This is a genomic window from Synechococcus sp. R55.3 (assembly GCF_047461975.1).
GTDB lineage: Bacteria > Cyanobacteriota > Cyanobacteriia > Thermostichales > Thermostichaceae > Thermostichus.
The window spans coordinates 1-18258 of the sequence record NZ_JANSIG010000061.1; the positions used below are offsets into that span (position 1 = coordinate 1).

Below are 18258 nucleotides of genomic sequence, written 5' to 3' on the forward strand. Positions count from 1 at the left end.
ACCTCCCGCGTTACGGGATCCAGAATCAGATCCATGAACACCAACTGGCCATCGCGGGATCGCCTTGGCTGCCGCAAATAGATCCGTATCCGAGACAGCAGCTCCTGAATGCTGAAGGGTTTGACCACGTAATCATCCGCCCCGGCATCCAACCCCGCTGCTCGATCCGACACCTCATCTCTGGCGGTCATCAACACCACCGGCACGCGGTTGCCCGTTGAGCGCAGTCGCCGACAAATTTCCAAACCTGAGATGCCGGGCAACATCCAGTCCAACAGCACCAAGTCGGGGTTTTGGTCGCAGGCTGCCCTCAACCCGGCCATGCCATCGCTGGCTACGCTGACTCGATATCCCTCACAGGTCAGCTCCGTTTCCACAAAACGAGCCAGCTTAGCTTCATCTTCGATCACCAGAATGTGGGCAGAAGAGGGTTCAGGCTCTGGCATACGCTCTCTTGCTGAATCCAAGGAAGACGCCGAAAAACTTGCTCATTGCCCCCAAGCATATCTCAACCGTATGGATTGGCAGTCGAGATGACTGAATCCGTCCTAGCCTGCAACAGCCTTGTGGAATTGCCTGGGGTTGATATCAGCAAGTGCTTTGAGTTATTCAAAAGGCATTCATGTACCTTATCACCATGAGTATCCTAAGCCATGACCCTCTCTCCTGTTCGGCTCACCCCGCCCCTACCTCCCATTCGATGGGAAAAACTGCCGGAAGACTTTCCCTTGCCGGATGAGCCTGTGGAAAGCACCTTACAGCCCCTTTTGGCTGCTGCTCTGCGTGAGGCATTGGAACTCGCTCAGATGATCCCTGCCCAGGCTTTGATCGCCTCCAACTTTGGCCTTTGCAGCACTGTCGGGGACAAGGTGGTGGTGAAAGCCCCCGACTGGGTTTATGTGCCCGCAGTACAGCCGATTCCCGAAGGAGAGATCCGCCGCAGCTATACCCCCCACCTAGAAGGGGATCCCCCGGCGATTGTGATGGAATTCATCTCCGAAACCGAGGGCGGCGAGTACTCCATCAATCCCCACTATCCCTATGGAAAATGGTATTTCTACGAGCGCATTTTGCAGGTGCCTGTCTATGTAATCTTTCATCCCAAAACCGGTGAGCTGGATGTCTACCGCCTGGAGAATGGCCGCTATACCCCTGTATCGGCGGATGAAAACCGTCGCTACTGGATCCCGGAGATTGGCTTGTTTTTGGGGGTGTGGCGGGGACAAAAAGCCGAGACCAAAGCCAACTGGTTGCGGTGGTGGACTGCCGATGGGAGTTTGCTGCTGTGGGGGAGTGAACATATAGAGCAGGAGCGGCAGCGGGCCGAACAGGAGCGGCAGCGGGCTGAACAGGAACGGCAACGGGCCGAGGCGGCAGAGGCAGCTCTCGAACAAGCCCGCTCGGAGCAACGACGCCTAGCGGCAAAGTTGCGGGAACTGGGGTTGGATCCTGATGCGGCAACCGACTATTGTTGACTATCTGTTGATATCCCCCCATTTCCCCAGTAGGTGCGCCCTCGCCAAGACCGGGGTCGGCTGAGAGCAGACAGGATCACCCGCAAGACTGCCAAGGGATCCGCCAGCGGAGAGATCCAAAACGTCCAGGGGGGGTCTTGATAGGAGCCGCGAATCCCCACGAGCACACCCAACCGTAGGGCAAGCAACCCCAAGTTCAGCCCCAACAGCAATTGCTCCGTCAGGGAGAGGGAAAGCCCTAAGCCGATCATGCCCAGTAAACCCACCGCCGCCAGCCCAGGGATCCCTTGGGTGAGGACGAGGAGAGCTATATCCCCCCACAACTGGGCCACAGGGGTGGCATCTTTCAAATCGAGGGATCGGCCCCACTCTCGCCAAGTTTCGCCAAAAGAAGTGTACATGCGCACCTTGAGCAGGTGCCGACCGTCGTAAAAAGCTACTTTAAAGCCGGCTGCCGCAATCTGCCGCACCAAGGTGACATCGTCACAGAAGGAGGCCCGCGCCAGCGTGTAGCCGTTCATGGCTTCCAGCACCGACCGGCGCACTAGCATACATTGCCCATTGGCCATCGTCCGTTCTGGCAGGGTAGCCCTGTCTCCGGCTGCCCCATAGCGATAGATCAGGGTCACCAAAAGAGCCGGTTGCAGCCAGCCTTCCCCCCAGTGCTGCAAGATAAACTGCGGTGCCAGGGTGATCAGGTCGAGCCTTTGGGCCTGGGCGGTTTCCAGCAGGCGCTCCACCAAGCCTGGCTGGGGACGGGTATCGGCATCAATGCCCAGGATCCACTCAGAGGCCGGATCCGACTGGAGAAATCCGTAGTGCAAAGCCCAGGGGCGGCCCACCCATCCGCCGGGGAGGGGATCGTCGGTTACCAGACGGAAGCGCGGATCCCGCTTGGCCATCTGCAGCACTTTTTCGGGGGTGCCATCTTGAGAGCGGCTGTCCACCACCAGCACCTCCCGCAGGACGGAGCTCTGTTGGTGTAATCCTTCCAGGCAGGGATTGATGCGTTCCGCTTCGTTGAGGGTGGGCAACAACACGCTGACCAAGCCCGGCTGCAAAGGGATCCCAGGCTGACCGGGAGGCAGAGGGGAAGGGCGCCGCAAAGAGGGCAGCAGCCGCGCCAGCAGCACCGCCAGCATCGGCACTTGCATAACCAATAGACTCAGGGCGGCAGCATCTCCAGCCCAGGCAGGGATCCCGTTCATGCCAGTTCTAACCTGTAAGGGAAAAGTGTCCAAGAATGCTTGCAAGAGAAGCCCAGGGAGGACAAACTCATACTCATGGTGATTTAGCAATTCAAAATCAGTCTGGTTGCATCGTGCCTGTGCTCATTCCCCCTCAAACCTGCCGGGCTCTTCATGGATGTCTTCATCCGGCTCAGCCACAAGGGATCCCCTGTTACAGTTGTGAAATTGCACAGTGAAAGGCTCAACGCCGCGATTGCCCGCGAGGTACGGAAAGAGCTAAGCCAAATTCTCACCGAGAAACCGGGACATTTCTTGTTGGATCTTAGTCAGGTTAGCCTGATCGACAGCATGGGGTTGTCGGTTCTGGTTTGGGCGCATCGCCATTGCCGCGCTTCGGGCTATTAACTCAAGTTCTGCAGCCTGCAGGAGCAGGTCAAGCTGCTCTTCTCCATCACCGGCTTGGATGCCATTTACGAGATCTACCCCTCTGTAGAAAAGGCACTTGAGTCTTTTCCGTAGCTCTCCCTATCGGGTCAACTGAGAACCGTCAGGGATCAGCTTCTCAACACCTGGATTAGCCTAACGGTTGAAAACCTGCTCAGGGGGAGGGGTTGCTGTTTTGGTTCTCGACCGTCTGGGGCCGGTTCACCTGGGCATAAACTTCTGCCTGTTGCCGAATCTGCTCCCGGACTTGGGGCGGGGCCAGCCGGGCTGCTTGCTCAAACAGCTCAGGCGCTTTTGCCCGTAGGTTTTCATCGGTGGCGGAGCTGAGGGCTATGGCTTTGCCCAACACGGGGGTGAAATCACTGGGATCCGCCGCAATCAACTTGTCGTAGAGGACTACAGCTTTCTCAGTCTGGTTGTTGCGGGCGTAGACAAAAGCCAAGCGCAAACGCACATCATTATCTTCCGGCGCTTCTTCAAGATGCTTCTCCAGTAGGGCAATGGCCTCAGAGGTGCGGCCCAGGGTTAGCTGCACATCCACCAACTGTTGTAGCACCTGGCCATCTTTGGGATCCCTGTCGTGAAGGAGCTGGAGCTGTTCTAACGCCCCTTCAAAATCCCCCGTATCCTGTTGGATTTGGGCCAAAAAAGCTCGCAGTTGCCGATTTTCGGGCTCCAGTTCCACCAGCTTCTTCAGCGGCTCAATGGCCCCTTGCGGCTCGTTCAATTGCAGTTGGGTGTCGATCAACCCCCGCAGGGCAATGGGGTTATCCGGCTCCCGCTCCAGCACGACGCGATAGCCGTCTGCCTGGGCCCGCAGTTGCTCGGTTACCAGGCTGGCCTCTGGAGATTCGGAAGGCCCGAGGGCCTGGAATAGCGGGCCAAAGGAGAAGCCCAAGAAAGTTACCGTGCCCACCACCAGCAGCAAAATGTTGAGGAGCTTGCGGGCTGGGGATTCTTGGGGTTTGGACTGAGGCATAAAGGGCTCGCGCAGAAGACTCCTCTGTACTCTATCATCGGCGCCGGGGCAGGCTGCGGGGTGAGGTTACCCAATACCCAAAACTTTTGAAAACAGCATCCAAGGGGAGGGCAATGCCGTACTGAATTTAGGTAGTGCTGAATCTTTTTGCCACCCCTCACTCCCTCTTAACCATGCGGATCACCTGTTACCCCGACAACCTCACCTTGGAAGCCAATCCCCTGCTCACGGTTCTGGAAAATCTGCTCAAGGCGGGGGTGCGCCATGTCCATGCCTGTGGGGGCAATGCCGCCTGCTCCACCTGTCGCATCCTGATTTTGGAAGGCAGCCAAAACTGCCGCAGCATGACTCCTGCCGAGAAGAAGTTAGCTCAACGGCTAGACCTTCCTGTACATATTCGTCTGGCCTGTCAAACCCGCATCACTGGAGATGTCACCCTGCAACGGCTGGTGATCGATAAAGCAGATGTGGAAGTAGCTCAACATCAATTGCAGGCCCATTCGGTCGGCAGCCAAGTCACCGCCGCCATTCTCAGCGCTTCCCTGCGGGGGACGGCCAACTTCGACGAGGAGAACTTTCCCTACGATGTTGTCTACACCTTGGGTCGCTACTTCACCCAGATGGGAGCATTGGTGCAGCAACATGGGGGAGTACTGGCCAACCAGAGCGGGCTGAGAAGTTTGGCCTTGTTTGGCTTAAAACAACCCGAGCTGGCCGTACAGCAGGCACTGCAGGCGGGATTGGCGCTTGGACAGTCGGTGGCGGAGTTGAACAGGTCTCTGCGGCAACTCTCCTACCCCCAGGTTAAGCTCACCCTCGGGATCCACTACGGCCCAGTCCTTTTGCTGCCCCTCGATCCCCAAGATCCGCAGCGGTTGTCCGCCTTCGGGAAGTCGGTTCAGCTTGCCACCTGGCTGGAGTCGGTTGAGGATGTTTCGCAAGGGGGGGAACAGTCTGAGGAACAGAGCTCCCGGTTGCTCATCTCGGCAGCTGTGTATCGAGCCGTGGAAGGGCAACTCCTGCAGGTGGAGCCTCTTTCGGTGAAACCCGTTCCCAACGCCAAACCCATTCGAGTCTATAGGGTGCATCCCAACCCCGTCAGCTTGCCGACTGGCGAGGAGCAAGCTCCAGAAGCAACCAAGCCTGAACCGCTTGGATGGCTGGAAGCGCTCCGGGAATGGCTACAGGCTTGGTCTCGTTTTTGAGGGATCCCTTCAGGCAAAAACGCCATCCCTTTGCTGCACCTGGGCCCTCAGGTAGGGGATCCCCATCCGGTGGCAGTAGTCGCCGAAGCTCTCGCCAGGACGGCGCTCCTGCTTGTAGACCTGCAGGAGAACTCTCATGAGCGGCACGATCTGGCTGATGTGTACCCGATCCTGAAACACTTGCGCCAGGCGATCCCCCTGCGGGCTGGCTCCCAGCCAAATCTGGTAGTAGCCATCGGGGGCGGATCCCACCAATCCCAGTTCCGCCAAGTAGGGTCGGGCACAGCCGTTGGGGCAGCCGGTCATGCGCACCAAAAAGGGCGAATCCTGCAGATCCAGCTCCTGCAACAGCCGATCCAACTGGCGAACCAGCCCCGGCAAAGCCCGCTCCGACTCGGTAATCGCCAACCCACAGGTGGGCAGGGCAGGGCAGGCCATCGACAGCCGCACCAGTTGGGGGATCTCTTCCTTGGAAAGCACCCCGTGGGATTTGAGGATCTGGTTGATGGCCTCCCGCTGGCCATCCTCGATGTCAATAAAGATCACGTCCTGAGTGGGGGTCAGCCGCATGTCCAGAGAAAAGGCTTCCACAATCCGGCGCAGTGCCGTCTTGAGCTGTCGCTCTGGGGTGTCCTGGATACGGCCATTTTCGATGGAAATGCCCAAAAACCAACGGCCATCCCCCTGCTCGTGCCAGCCTAGGTAGTCGTCGCTGTTGGGGACAAACTTGGGTAGGGGGCGAAACCGGGGCAATTTTTCCCCCACATACTCCTCGACAACGCGGCGAAACTTGCGGATCCCCCAGTCTCTCACCAGATACTTCAGCCGCGCCTGCTTGCGATCGTGCCGGTTGCCGTAGTCTCGCTGCACCGCCAAAACGGCCTGGCAAACCCGATACACCGATTCCGGCGGGGCAAAGCAGAGCTTTTGGGCCAAAAGGGGCTGGGTTTCTTCCTTGCCGTGGGTACGCCCCATGCCCCCACCCACCACAATGTTGAAGCCCTTCAAGTTGCCCTTGCGATCCGTGAGCACAATCAAGCCCAAGTCCTGGGAGTACACATCTACCGTGTTTTCCCCAGCTACGGTGATGGCTGTCTTGAACTTGCGGGGCAAATAGACGGGGCCATACAGAGGTTCTGGCCCCTCCAGGCGCACCCCGTTGCCCACAAACTGCTCTGCTTCCCGCACTTCCTCATCCACCGGTGGGATGGGAACCGGCTCCCCATCCACCCAGATCTCGTAGTAGGCAGAGGTTTTTGGAGCCAACAGATCCGCCAGCTTGCGGGCATACTCTTGAGCATAGCGATAGGCAGGGCGATTTTTGTAGGGGGCAACCGGTGCCATCACGTTGCGGTTGACATCGCCGCAGGCGGCCAGGGTGGATCCCATCTGTTTGAGAATGCTGGCTATGGTGGCCTTGAGGTTTTTCTTGAGGATCCCGTGCAACTGAAAGGTTTGCCGCGTTGTGGCTCGCAGGGTGCCATTGCCGTACTCATCGGCCAGCCGATCCAGGGTCAAGTAAAGCTGGGGGGGCACGTGTCCCCCTGGGATGCGGGTGCGCAACATGATGGAATAGGCCCGCTCCAATCCTTCCTGCTTCCGTTGCTGCCGCAGATCCCGGTCATCCTGCTGGTAGGCGCCATGGAACTTGAGCACCTGCACCGCCGCCTCGCTGAAATGGGTGGTGTCTTGGGCCAGCTCCTGCTGAAGGGGATCCCGTAGAAAGTGGCTGTCTGCCTTGATCTGCTCCACCTTGGAACGCTTGGCCTCGGATGGGATCATGGGGGGCATTGATAATCTCCAGTAAACCGGTCGGAATACTTGTGAATAACAGGCTATCACCTCCTTTGAAGAGCGTCCAGTTGGAAAAGTCAGCCTCTTATCCGGGTTTTGTTCCAAACCCGCAAAGCTTGTCATTTGAGTCAGGTGGAGATGTCGGCGCTGCTAGCTGGCCAGGGCTAGGCGGGCACCATACTCCTGCACCGACCACAGTTGCCAGGCACAATTCCCCTGCAGCTCCAAAACCAGGTCGTGGTAGGCCAAGAGGGTGGGACGATGGCCGACGCTGATGTAGGTGGTGTTCAAGTGTTGCAGTTGCAGGTAGAGCAGTTTTTCGTTGGCCACATCCAGGGCGCTGGTGGCCTCGTCCAAGATGGCGTAGCGGGGCTGGGTGATCAAAATGCGGGCGAAGGCAAGGCGCTGCTGTTCCCCTAGGGAGAGGGTGCTGGCCCAATCTTTCTCCACATCAAAGCCGCCCACCCGCTCCGGCAAGTCCCCCAAGTTCACCTGGGCCAAGACTCGGATGAGATCTTCATCGGTGAGGTCTCGGCGGCGTTTGGGATAGAGCAGTTGATCCCGCAGGGATCCCAGCAGCATATAGGGTTTCTGGGGCAAAAAGAGCATCTCCTGAGTATCTGGGCGGGCGATGGATCCCTGGCCGTTGGTCCATAGGCCGGCAATGGCCCGCAACAGGGAACTTTTGCCGCTGCCGCTAACACCGACAATCAAAAGCCGCTGGCCGGCTTCCAAGGCGAAGGAGAGATCCCGCACCAGGGTTCGTTCTGAATTGGGGGTGAGCAAAGTGACGTGGTTTAGCGCCAATTGCTGGGCAATGCGAGTTTGAATGTTGCTTTCCCGAGCGCCGGTGTGGCGCAGCGCCGGATCTTCCAGAGACTCGTGAAAGGAGCCTAAGCGGTTGATCCCAGCGGCAAAACTGGAAATGCTTTGAATCTGGTTGGCCACAATGGAGAGGGCGCTCAACACCTGGCTGAAGGCAATGGTGGCTTGGGTAATGGTGCCGAAATCTCGCACGCCGCTGAAGTAAAGGGGGGCGACGATGACATAGGGCACAATGCGGGTGAAATAGTTGTAGGCGTATTGGAAAATATCGATGATGGCCTGCCAGATGATCAGCAAATTAAAATTGCGCAAGGCCGCACCAAAGCGATGCAAAATTTGCCTGAGTTCTTGATCCTCTCCCTGGTAGAAGGCAATGGACTCGGCATTATCCCGCACGTGCACTAAGCTGTAGCGAAAATCAGCTTCGTAGCGCAGTTGATCGAAGTTAATTTTGATCAGCTTGCGACCGGCCAAAATGGCGATGGCAGTACCGATAGTGGCATAGACCACCAGACCCAACGCCAACGGACGAGAAATACCATAGAGAATGCCAGTAAAAGCATAGAGGGTGAGAATCGAGTCAAGGATGTCCAACAGGAAGGAAAGGGTGGTGCCGGTAAAGGAGCGGACATCCTCTGATATACGCTGGTCGGGGTTGTCGATTTCGGTGTTGGCGGCGTTGGAATCCAGCTCGTAGTAAGCCCGCTGATCGAAGTAGCGATCCAGAAAATGATCGGTCAGCCATTCTCGCCAAAACAGCCCTAGCTTGAGGCGAGTGTAGCGGTAGATCACCAAAATGGGAATAGCTGAGATAATCAGCACTCCATAAATAATCAAAAATTGCCAGAAAGTGGGCTCTTCTTTTTGCTGCAGAGCTGTGTCGATAAACCGAAAGATAAAGCTGATCATCACGTTCAGCCGGTTGACCGTCAGCGACAGAAACAGCAAAAAGGTGAGCAGCACCCACTGCAACCAGCGCTGGCGAAGCTGCCGCCACACTGCCCCAAAACAAAGGCTGCTCAAAGCCAAGCTGACCGAGGCCACCCACAGCACTGGCGAGGACAAGTTTCTCTTCGTTTGCGCCACCAATCCGGCTGCCACATTGGTGAAAAACTCCGGGAACAGGGCTTGACCGACCAAAGTTACCCCAATCTCCACAAAGAACATCAGGGCAACCACAAACACCATGGCCGCTGCCAGCAAGCCCAAAAAGATCCAGCCCCCATAGCGTACTCTGGGGTAAAAGTAGGGCTGGGCCACCGTGATAAACCGATCCCACAGTTTGCGGTCGAAGTTAAATTGAGAGGCTTGGGATTCCATTTTTGCGGTCGGCGGAGAGAGCAAGATCGACATCTCTCAGGCTAGCAGGCCACGGCTGCCAATCTGTGTTCAATAGGAGCAAATTCCATTGGGGGTGGAACAGGTTCGGTGTCTCTTCAACCTTGCAACCGGCTTTGCCAAGCCGATTGGGCCGCCAGCCACACCGTCTGAACCGGCACGTGAAACTCCTGGGCGCGGGCCACACAATCGCGAAACTCCGGCTGAGCGTTGACGATGCGGCCATGGTGGCGGGCTACCTTGATGTCTACCAGGCCGTAAGGGGTTTCCACCCGCTCAATGACCCGCTCCAGTAGGGTGCGCTGCTGTTGGAAGTGGCGAATGCCCAGGGTGGTGGTCTCCCGGAAGATGAGATCTTGACACTCCGGCACCCGATCCGGCGGACAGATAACGGTGAGCAGGATCCCCGGCCGCCCCTGTTTCATGGTGATCGGCTGGGTAAACACGTCCCAGGCCCCGAGGGCCAACAACTGCTCGCAGGTGTAGGCAACCACTTGGGGGTTGAGATCGTCAATTTGGGTCTGCAACACCGATACCGTTTCCGTTAGCTCTCCCCCATCGGCTTCCCCAATCCAGAGACGAAACACGTTGGGAATGGGCAGCTCTTGGGCACCGGCCCCACGCCCCACTTTTTCCACCCGCATCGGCGGACAGGGGCCAAACTCTTCCGCCAACGCCACAGCCAAGGCTGCTCCTGTGGGGGTCACCAGCTCCGCTTCCACCCCGTTGCTGAACACCGGCACGCGGCCCATTTCCCACAACTCGATCACCGCCGGCACCGGCACGGCCAATTTGCCATGCTCTGTGCTCACCCAGCCGCCCCCAACAGGATGGGGGGATGACAACACCCGCTCCACCTGCAGCCAATCTAGGCCAATGCAAGTGCCGACAATATCCACCAAAGCATCCACTGCCCCCACTTCGTGAAAGTGCACTTTTTCCACAGGCATCTGATGGACTTTTGCTTCCGCCTGCGCCAACTTTTCAAACACCGCCAAGCTGCGGGCCTTAATGGCTGGGGAAAGCTGGGATCCCGCGATCAAAGCCTGAATCTCTGCCCAATGCCGAGCAAGGGATCCCCCACTCTGGGATCCCAGCACCTCCACCACAGCTTGCAGAGCAGGCTGCCCACACCGCTGCACCCGGCTCACCTGCAGGCTATATTCCCCCTCGATGCCCAACGCCTGGAGCTGACGGTTGAGGTACTCCAAAGGCACCCCGCAATCCAGCAGGGCTCCTAGACACATATCGCCGGCAATGCCCGCCGCACAGTCGAAGTAGGCTATTTTCATGCTGGAGAACTGGGGGTAGCCGCTGCCGCCAGAATGGACTTGGATCCCTCTTGATTGTAGGCAGCAACCGGCCTGGAAAAGGCGATGGGAGAAGAATCAAGCTTCTCCAGAGTCAGAAGATTCAGAAGATCGGGCAGCAGATTCCCGCCACTGTTGGATGATGTTGCCCAAATTGCGCCGGAATTCTCCAATTCCCAGCAGGGATCCCGGCTCGGGATCCCAGGAAGCTGAGAACACACCGTAGCTGATGCCCAAAAAACCAAGGCCAAACAAGGTCAGCGACTCTGCCAAGGTGAAGTAGGGGGGCAGAGCGACCACATGGTTGGTCAAGAGATAGTAATTCACAAAAAAGCTGCTCAGGCCCAGCCCAGAAGGGATCCCAGAAAACACCAGAATCCGCCGCACCATCCGCCGGCTGACCTCAGGGGGAATCACGGCAACAGGCTCCTTCTTGGCCGGCTTCTTCTCCACCTCAACAGAGGCGGAGGGGGAGCGACGGCGAAAGGTTTTGGACTGGCGGCTGGATTTGCCCACGAAGACAGATCTCCGATAGCGTTTTGGATGGGCTGCCTACTTTTTCACCCGGATGTTCAGCCGTTCGGCCAGCTCCCGGAAGCGGTCAGGAGAATGCTTGGCGATGTAGTTGAGCAAACGCTTGCGACGACCGATCATCATCAGCAGGCCGCGGCGGGAGTTGAAATCCTTCGGGTTTCTCTGAAGGTGCTGAGAGAGCTGGTTGATGCGACTGGTGAGCAGAGCCACCTGAACCTCGGCAGAACCGGTGTCGGTGTCGTGCAGTCGATAGCTCTCAATGATCTGCTGCTTCTCTTGTTGCAATAAGGCCATAAGATCAAGGGACTGGATGCACTGCTTCAAGATAATAACATCGGCTTTTCCTCCCTCGCTATGGCCGAGGAGGGTTATGGAGAGAATGGGATATGACAACAACCTCTGGGGATCCTCCGGCACTGCCCGCTTTGCTGGAGCTGTTGAACTCACAAGACTTGGGAAATCGGCTGCGCGCTGTCAACAAAGCCAGAGAACTGCCTGGGCCAGAAGCCCTGACATTGCTGCAGCGAGCGATTCACGACGAGAATGCCCGCGTCCGTTATGCTGCCATCAGCCAGATGGGCACCCTGTCTGGCGTCGATCCGAACCTACTGTTGCCCATTTTGCAGCGCTCTTTGCGAGAGGATCCGGAGTTCGATGTGCGGGCTGCTGCCGCCGCTGCCCTGGGGGATCTCAAGCAGCCACAGGCCCTGGCCGATCTCCTGGAAGCTTATCGGCGAGAAACGGAGTGGCTGGTACGGTTTAGCATCATCGCTGCCCTGGGAGAGCTGGGGAACCCTGCCGCCTTCGACACTCTGGTGGAAGCTTTGCAGGACAAGAGCGAGCTGATCACCACAGCCGCTGCCGCTGCCTTGGGCGATCTGGGGGATCCGCGGGCCATCCCCTACCTGGATCCCCTCATTGATTCCGACGACTGGCAACTGCGCTACCGCGTCTGCATTGCCCTGGCCAAGTTGGGAACAGAAGCCGCTCGCGCCGGACTGACCCGGCTGGCCCAGGATTCCCAAGAACAGGTGGCCGTACATGCCCGGGCTGCCTTGGGATCCCTGTAGTTCCCTAGCTCATGGCATTGATGATGTAGTCAAAGTAAGGGGCGGCTTCAGCGGCTGCCGCCGGCTCCAACAAGCTGAGGGCAGCTTCCTTCAAAAAGACAATCGCATCGATCATGCCGGCGATGGGTACGTTGAGGGCATTGTACATTTCCCGCACCCCTATCAGGCCGATAGACTCAATCGGCTCTTTGCTGCCGGCAATAATGCCATAGGTCACCAGACGCAGATACCAGTCGTAATCTCGCAAACATTGGTTGTAGCGCTTGTCACCGTAGGCATTGCCACCGGGTTGCACGTACTCGGGCCGCTTGGCGAATAGCTGCTTCTGGGCCTGGTCAATGATGCGCTTTTTGTTTTCTGCTAACACCTGAGCGATTTGCAAGCGCCTCTCGCCGGTGGTCATGTAATTCCTGATGGCTTCCAGTTCGCTAACTGAGAGGTAACGCAGCTGGTCATCCGCGGTCTCGATGATCTGGTTGATCACGCTCACGGTAGGGATTCTCCTGTTTTCTAACTTGCTTTCAATTCGGTTCATCAATTCGCAACCCATCCCCCCAGCCCAAGGTCGGCCCAAGAGATGAGCAGGTAGCTCGGCAAACCAGCGCCGCCGGCTGCTCCCAGTTTAGGATAGGGCAAACCTTCCCTCAAGCACTTTGGCGTGACTCCATCTCGAGACTGGCCCTAGATCCGGCCTCGCAGCCATTGGGCCATCTCATTGCGGCGTGGGGCAGCCTCCAGACACACCTCTTCGGTAATCCGCCCCTCTTGGTAAAGCCTAAACAGGGATTGATTCATGGTACACATGCCCTCATAGGAGCCGTCGGCGATCAGTTCCTCAATTTCGTCCACCGCCCCCCGCTTGATGTAGTCGCGAATGGCATCGGTGTTGCGCATGATCTCGTGGGCCGCAGCTCGCTTGCCATCGGTGGTGCGCACTAAGGTTTGAGCGATGATCGCCACCAGGGTTTCTGCCAGTTGCAGGCGCATCGGCTCCTGTTCCTCCGGCTTGTAAATCCCCAGCAGACGCTCGATGGTGCGGACGGCACTGTTGGTGTGCAGGGTTCCAAAGACCAAGTGGCCCGTCTGGCCGGCCTTCAGGGCAATATCCACCGTCTCTCGATCCCGCATCTCCCCAATCAAGATGATGTCCGGATCTTCCCGCAGAGAGGCTTTCAGGGCATTGGCAAATTCCAGGGTGTGGATCCCGACCTCCCGCTGCCGCACCATCGATTTCTTGCTCTGGTGGACGAACTCGATGGGATCCTCAATGGAAATGATGTGTTTGGGAAAGTTGGAATTGATGTAGTCCACCATCGCTGCCAAGGTTGTGGACTTACCGGATCCGGTGGGGCCGGTCACCAAAACCAAGCCTTTGTGCTCTTCGGCAATGCGCTTTAGCACTTCCGGTGCCCGCAACTGCTCCAGCGTCAAAATTTTCAACGGGATCAGACGCATCACCATAGCCGGGCCAAGAAGGGAAACAAAGCAGTTGACCCGACACCGCACCAAACCCTCGTACTGGATGGCAGTATCCAGTTCCAAACATTCCTCAAACTGGCGAATTTGGCTCTCCGGCAGGCTTTCCCGCAGCCAGCCATAGAACATCTCGGTGGTGGTGACCGGGTAGTTGGTCAAAAGCATTTGCCCCCGATCCCGAAAGCGAGGCACTTCCCCCACCCCCAAATGAATATCGGAGTAGCCTTTGTCATAGGCTTCCTGCACCAGTTGGCGCAGAGTCAGGCCCGCAGGAGCAGCTGGAGCCACCGGGATCCGACCGGCAGCCGTTGGGCGAGCTGGTGGCGCAAAAGGCGGAGCGGCAGGAGTGGGGACAGGTGGCGACACTGGAGGCCGAGCAGCAGCAGCCGGAGCCGGAGTGGGCGGGGGCATTCGAGGGGGATCGACAGGATCGGGCACAGGCACCGGTACCTGAGGGGGAGCGACAGCCACACCAGGAGGAAGGGGCCGACCCAGAATGGGGTTGGGGGGGTTTTTGGCGTTGACAGGCCGGGATCCCGTCCCTTGGGAGGCTGAACCGAGCACTGGATCCAGTTGCGTTGGAGGCTCCACCGGGGGCACCGGAGCAGCCGGACGAGACGGACGCTGCATGACCGGCGGAGCCGGGGGCTGCCAATTGGAGTCCAAATCGGTGGGAAACTGGTTTTCGGGGCTGACCTCGCTCATGACAAGCCTCGCTTCTGGCAGGGTTTGAGTCAATCTTAGGCTAGTATTCCCAGCCTGAGCAGAGGGTTAACTCAACCCAACCACCGGCAAAGCTCCGGGAAGCTCCCTAAAAATTGGACGGATGGCGAATAAGACTCAAAAACTCCTCACGGGTACGGGGATCCTCTTGAAACACCCCCACCATCGAGCTGGTGACCGTCCAGGAGCCAGCTTTCTGTACCCCCCGCATCACCATGCACATGTGGGTAGCCTCGATAACCACCCCCACCCCATAGGGATCCAACACCTCCATCAAGGCTTCAGCAATTTGCCGTGTCAGGCGTTCCTGAACCTGCAGGCGACGGGAGTACATCTCGACAATACGGGCAATTTTGCTCAGGCCCACCACCTTTTGCTTGGGGATGTAGGCCACATGGGCTTTGCCGATAAAGGGCAGCAGATGGTGCTCGCACAGGCTAAACAGAGAAACATCCCGCAACAGCACCATCTCGTCATGGCCCTCATCAAAGATGGCACTGTTCAGTAGCTTCTCCAAAGACTGCCGATACCCACTGGTCAAAAACTTCAAAGCCGCAACCACTCGTTCCGGGGTTTTTCGCAGCCCCTCCCGTTGGGGATCCTCCCCGATCCCCCGCAGCAGCGTCTCCACCGCCGCCACCATAGCCGGATCTGAGACATCCGAGCTACCCAATTCTTCTTCCGCAAAAGTGGCTCGATCTCGAATCACCCGAGACTTGAAATGGGCTTTGTCATCCATTCGAGATTGCGAGCCAGATCCGGGTTTCGCAAGGGTCATAGCAGGATATTCCTTGGTTAACGAAAGGCTAAGAGAACTCGGTGCATGCAACTCAGCTCAGGTGGCATCCAGTCAAAGGCTGCGATAGCCAAAACCCTCCCAAGTCACGGGCAACCCCAAACCAGCCAGGTCTAAAAGGCTCCCACCGCAGGCATGAAGGTGAGATCTTCCACCACCGCGCCTGTGGGCAACCGAACAATGTAGGCAATCAAATCGGCTACCCATTCCGGCGAGAGCATTTTGGAGCGGTCGAAGTTGACCCCTACCGTGCCCGTATCCCAGAGGGACGTGTCCACGGCACCAGGGCACAAGCTGGTGACCCGAATGCCATGCTGTCGCTCCTCTTCGGCCAGAGCTTGAGAAAAGCCCATCAGGCCGAACTTGCTGGCACAGTAGGCTCCCCAGTTGGGAAAAGCTCGCTTGCCCGCAATCGAGATGACGTTCACAATCGTGCCGAAGCGCTGCCGGCGCATTCCGGGAAGTACGGCTTGGGCGCACAGAAAAGCTGCCGTCAAGTTCAAGTCGATCACTCGCTGCCAATCCGACAAGGGTAAGGTGGCCAAGGGGCCAACATGGGCTATGCCCGCATTATTGACCAAGACATCGCAGACGCCAAATCGATCCAGGAGAGCCTGCAACTGCTGGGGCAGAGCCGCTAGGTCGGCCAAGTCGATGGGAAAAATCGCTGCCTTGCCGCCCTGGGCTTGGATTTGGGCTTGCACCGCCAGCAGATCAGGTTGGGAACGGGCCACCAGAGCTACTGCTATCCCTTGTCGAGCTAGGGCTAGGGCTACAGCTCTGCCGATCCCTCGACTGGCCCCTGTAATCAGAGCACGTTCGGGAAACTTTGTCTCAAAACTCATTTAGAACAAGCCTCTGGAGTGCGCCACACAAGCAAGCGCCGCCCAGGCCTGAGAAACTTCGTTAACTAAGTTTAACACTGATTTTCCGCTGCTTCGCTTGGAATCAGGGCGAGGCGTAGAAACCTTATTCTGTCCTGCTCAAGATCTGGCTGCTGGCTGTTGGATCTCGATCCGGTTGGACGGGATCCGGGGACATGGTAGTGTGGTAAAAATAGTGAAAATCTTTTGCAACAACAACCGTCATGGCTGAGTTCTTGTTTTCTCCAAGTCCCACTGCCGTGCGCGAGGATCCCTCCTACATCCTTCAGCTCGAGGGCATCAGCAAGGGGTTTCCCGGCCAGCGGCAGTTGGTTTTGCGGGAAGTCGAGTTTCGCCTGCCCCAAGGAGACATCCTCGGCATTGTGGGCCCATCGGGCTGTGGGAAAACCACCTTATTGCGCACCATTGCCGGATTTGAGCAGCCGGATAGCGGGCGGATCCTCCTGGGGGGGCAGGTTGTGGCCGGGGAGGGGCAGTGGATCCCACCGGAGCGACGGGGAGTGGGGTTGGTGTTTCAAGATTTTGCCCTTTTTCCCCACTTGGATGTGTTGGCGAATGTGATGTTTGGCCTACGGCCCACTGTCGTGAATGGCCTACGGTTCACCGGTGTGACCGCGTCAGCGTTGCGCAGCGACCCTCGCTCTCCCCTGGCCGAGTTGCCAAATCCGTCTCAGCAGGCGCGCGAACGAGCTTACGAGGTGTTGCGGTTGGTGGGCCTGGAAGACTACACCCATCGTTATCCCCACGAGCTTTCGGGTGGGCAACAGCAGCGAGTGGCTTTGGCGCGGGCTTTGGCCCCCAAGCCCAGCTTAATTCTGTTGGATGAGCCCCTGAGCAATTTGGATGTGCAGGTGCGCTACTACCTGCGGGAAGAAATCCGCAAAATCCTCAAGCAAACCCAGACCTCGGCCATTTTTGTCACCCACGACCAAGAGGAGGCTCTCTGCCTTTCCGACTGGGTGGCGGTGATGCGGGAAGGCCGTATTGAGCAATGGGGATCCCCGGAGGAGGTCTATCGGGAGCCGGCTACCCGCTTTGTGGCAGAGTTCATTACCCAAGCCAACTTTCTCCGCTGCGAGCGGCGGGAGTTGGGTTGGCAGGCTGAAGAGTTGCTGCACATCCCATTCCAGGCTTTGAGGGATCAGCCCGACCCCGGTTTACGCTGCGCAGAGTTGATGGTTCGCCAGGAGGAGTTGCATTTGCACCCTGATCCTCAGGGAGGCATTGTCATTCGGGATCGGCAGTTTTTGGGGCGAGAGTACCGCTATTGCCTGATCACAGCAGCCGGCAAAGAATTGCACGCTCTGGCGCGGGAAGCTCTGCCTGTGGGCACGCGGGTTCAGATCGCTGTCAGACAAGGTCGGCTGTTTCCCCTCTCTGAGGGGCCATCTGTGGCTGAAAAAGAGCCAAATCGGGCAAAAGGCAAAAGTGTTGCCTGACATCGAGGTTCTTTTGCACACCTTTAGCAACCCATCTTCCCCGCGACACGAAAGCCTTCGCCCCAGATAGGGCTTAGACCGGCAAGACGGTGGTTCATGCCGGCGGCTCCCTCTGGAGCGACAAACTGGGTAGGCTGTTGGTGGAGGATTCAGTGCCAAGCTATGCAGGGATCCCGCATCGTGGCAGGCCCATCGGAGAACCGGATCGCCTTGGCGGAGTTCCGGGTGGGCGTGGATGCGGTCATTTTCTCCATCGACACTGAGCAGAATCGCCTCCTGGTGCTGCTGGTGCGGCGGCGGGAGGATCCCTTCCGCGGTTGCTGGGCTCTGCCGGGAACGCTGGTGCGGCGCTCAGAATCCTTGGAAGCAGCGGCTTATCGCATCTTGGCCGAGAAGATTCGTGTTAGGAACCTCTATCTGGAGCAGCTCTACACCTTTGGGGGGCCGGAACGGGATCCCCGCGAGGCCGAGGATGCCTATGGGGTGCGCTACCTGTCGGTCAGCTACTTTGCCCTAGTGCGGTTCCAGGATGCTGAATTGCTGGCGGACGGAGTGGAGGGCATTGCCTGGTATCCCGCCGACCAGATTCCCCCCTTGGCCTTTGACCACGAAGAGATTTGCCGCTACGCCCGCCGTCGCCTCTGCGCCAAGTTGGAGTACAGTCCGATTGCCTTTGACATTTTGCCCGCCACCTTCACGCTAGGGGAGGTCTACCAGCTCTACGGCACCGTTTTGGGCGAGGGGTTCTCCGACTACTCCAATTTTCGCGCCCGCCT

The 18258-nt window shown here is 58.0% G+C and carries 18 protein-coding genes; 6 read left to right on the top strand and 12 right to left on the bottom strand.

Annotation, left to right across the window (positions count from 1 at the left end; translation table 11 throughout):
- Positions 1–446, bottom strand: a 446-nt coding sequence (locus NW849_RS10025; RefSeq protein ID WP_414357527.1) for a response regulator transcription factor, incomplete at its 3' end; no start/stop codon positions are given.
- Between the two features lie 207 nt (positions 447–653).
- Between NW849_RS10025 and NW849_RS10030 the strand changes: the two genes are divergently transcribed.
- Positions 654–1475, top strand: a complete 822-nt coding sequence (locus tag NW849_RS10030; RefSeq protein WP_414357528.1) for a Uma2 family endonuclease — start codon at positions 654–656, stop codon at positions 1473–1475.
- Here the strand turns inward: NW849_RS10030 and NW849_RS10035 are convergent.
- A complete protein-coding gene (locus tag NW849_RS10035) occupies positions 1466–2683 on the bottom strand; it encodes a glycosyltransferase family 2 protein (protein WP_414357529.1) in 1218 nt (405 codons plus the stop codon). The two genes, NW849_RS10030 and NW849_RS10035, sit on opposite strands and share 10 nt — an antisense overlap.
- A 153-nt stretch (positions 2684–2836) precedes the next feature.
- Here NW849_RS10035 and NW849_RS10040 point away from each other — a divergent pair, with 153 nt between their 5' ends.
- The gene (locus NW849_RS10040; RefSeq protein ID WP_414357530.1) at positions 2837–3070 is read left to right on the top strand and encodes an STAS domain-containing protein; all 234 of its coding nucleotides are present in this window, start codon (positions 2837–2839) and stop codon (positions 3068–3070) included.
- A 193-nt stretch (positions 3071–3263) separates the two neighbouring features.
- Here NW849_RS10040 and NW849_RS10045 read toward each other — a convergent pair whose 3' ends face one another.
- Complete coding sequence (locus NW849_RS10045) at positions 3264–4088, bottom strand: tetratricopeptide repeat protein (protein WP_414357531.1); 825 nt, start codon at positions 4086–4088, stop codon at positions 3264–3266.
- A 134-nt stretch (positions 4089–4222) separates the two neighbouring features.
- Here NW849_RS10045 and NW849_RS10050 point away from each other — a divergent pair, with 134 nt between their 5' ends.
- Positions 4223–5293 carry a 2Fe-2S iron-sulfur cluster-binding protein gene (locus NW849_RS10050; protein WP_414357532.1) on the top strand — a complete coding sequence of 357 codons (1071 nt, stop codon included), beginning with the start codon at positions 4223–4225 and terminating at the stop codon, positions 5291–5293.
- A 9-nt stretch (positions 5294–5302) separates the two neighbouring features.
- On the opposite strand, the gene NW849_RS10055 is transcribed toward NW849_RS10050, so the two are convergent.
- The 5 genes from NW849_RS10055 to rpsO form a co-directional block, all read right to left on the bottom strand.
- The gene (locus NW849_RS10055) at positions 5303–7084 is read right to left on the bottom strand and encodes an NADPH-dependent assimilatory sulfite reductase hemoprotein subunit (RefSeq protein WP_414357533.1); all 1782 of its coding nucleotides are present in this window, start codon (positions 7082–7084) and stop codon (positions 5303–5305) included.
- Positions 7085–7237: 153 nt separating this feature from the next.
- A complete protein-coding gene (locus NW849_RS10060; RefSeq protein WP_414357534.1) occupies positions 7238–9232 on the bottom strand; it encodes an ABC transporter ATP-binding protein/permease in 1995 nt (664 codons plus the stop codon).
- A gap of 116 nt (positions 9233–9348) precedes the next feature.
- Positions 9349–10542 (bottom strand): nickel pincer cofactor biosynthesis protein LarC, encoded by a 1194-nt coding sequence (larC, locus tag NW849_RS10065; RefSeq protein ID WP_414357535.1) that lies wholly within the window; start codon positions 10540–10542, stop codon positions 9349–9351.
- A gap of 96 nt (positions 10543–10638) precedes the next feature.
- Entirely contained in the window at positions 10639–11076 is a 438-nt protein-coding gene (locus tag NW849_RS10070) for a photosystem II biosynthesis protein (protein ID WP_414351795.1), read from the bottom strand.
- 36 nt (positions 11077–11112) lie between these two features.
- Positions 11113–11388 carry a 30S ribosomal protein S15 gene (rpsO, locus tag NW849_RS10075; protein WP_011431855.1) on the bottom strand — a complete coding sequence of 92 codons (276 nt, stop codon included), beginning with the start codon at positions 11386–11388 and terminating at the stop codon, positions 11113–11115.
- A gap of 92 nt (positions 11389–11480) precedes the next feature.
- Here rpsO and NW849_RS10080 point away from each other — a divergent pair, with 92 nt between their 5' ends.
- Positions 11481–12164 (top strand): HEAT repeat domain-containing protein, encoded by a 684-nt coding sequence (locus NW849_RS10080; RefSeq protein ID WP_414329553.1) that lies wholly within the window; start codon positions 11481–11483, stop codon positions 12162–12164.
- Between the two features lie 4 nt (positions 12165–12168).
- Here the strand turns inward: NW849_RS10080 and apcD are convergent, their stop codons facing one another.
- From apcD to NW849_RS10100, 4 genes are all read right to left on the bottom strand, one after another.
- A complete protein-coding gene (apcD, locus tag NW849_RS10085; RefSeq protein ID WP_011431857.1) occupies positions 12169–12654 on the bottom strand; it encodes an allophycocyanin subunit alpha-B in 486 nt (161 codons plus the stop codon).
- A 191-nt stretch (positions 12655–12845) separates the two neighbouring features.
- Complete coding sequence (locus tag NW849_RS10090) at positions 12846–14135, bottom strand: type IV pilus twitching motility protein PilT (RefSeq protein ID WP_414357540.1); 1290 nt, start codon at positions 14133–14135, stop codon at positions 12846–12848.
- A 316-nt stretch (positions 14136–14451) separates the two neighbouring features.
- Complete coding sequence (gene folE / locus NW849_RS10095; protein WP_414357536.1) at positions 14452–15141, bottom strand: GTP cyclohydrolase I FolE; 690 nt, start codon at positions 15139–15141, stop codon at positions 14452–14454.
- A gap of 131 nt (positions 15142–15272) precedes the next feature.
- Positions 15273–16004: an SDR family oxidoreductase gene (locus NW849_RS10100; RefSeq protein WP_414357537.1), complete on the bottom strand. Its 732-nt coding sequence runs from the start codon at positions 16002–16004 to the stop codon at positions 15273–15275.
- A 242-nt stretch (positions 16005–16246) separates the two neighbouring features.
- On the opposite strand from NW849_RS10100, the gene NW849_RS10105 reads away from it, so the two are divergent.
- On the top strand, positions 16247–17482 hold the full coding sequence (locus NW849_RS10105; protein ID WP_414357538.1) for an ABC transporter ATP-binding protein: 1236 nt from the start codon (positions 16247–16249) through the stop codon (positions 17480–17482).
- Between the two features lie 180 nt (positions 17483–17662).
- The coding region (locus NW849_RS10110; RefSeq protein WP_414357539.1) for an NUDIX hydrolase at positions 17663–18258 on the top strand (596 nt) is incomplete at its 3' end.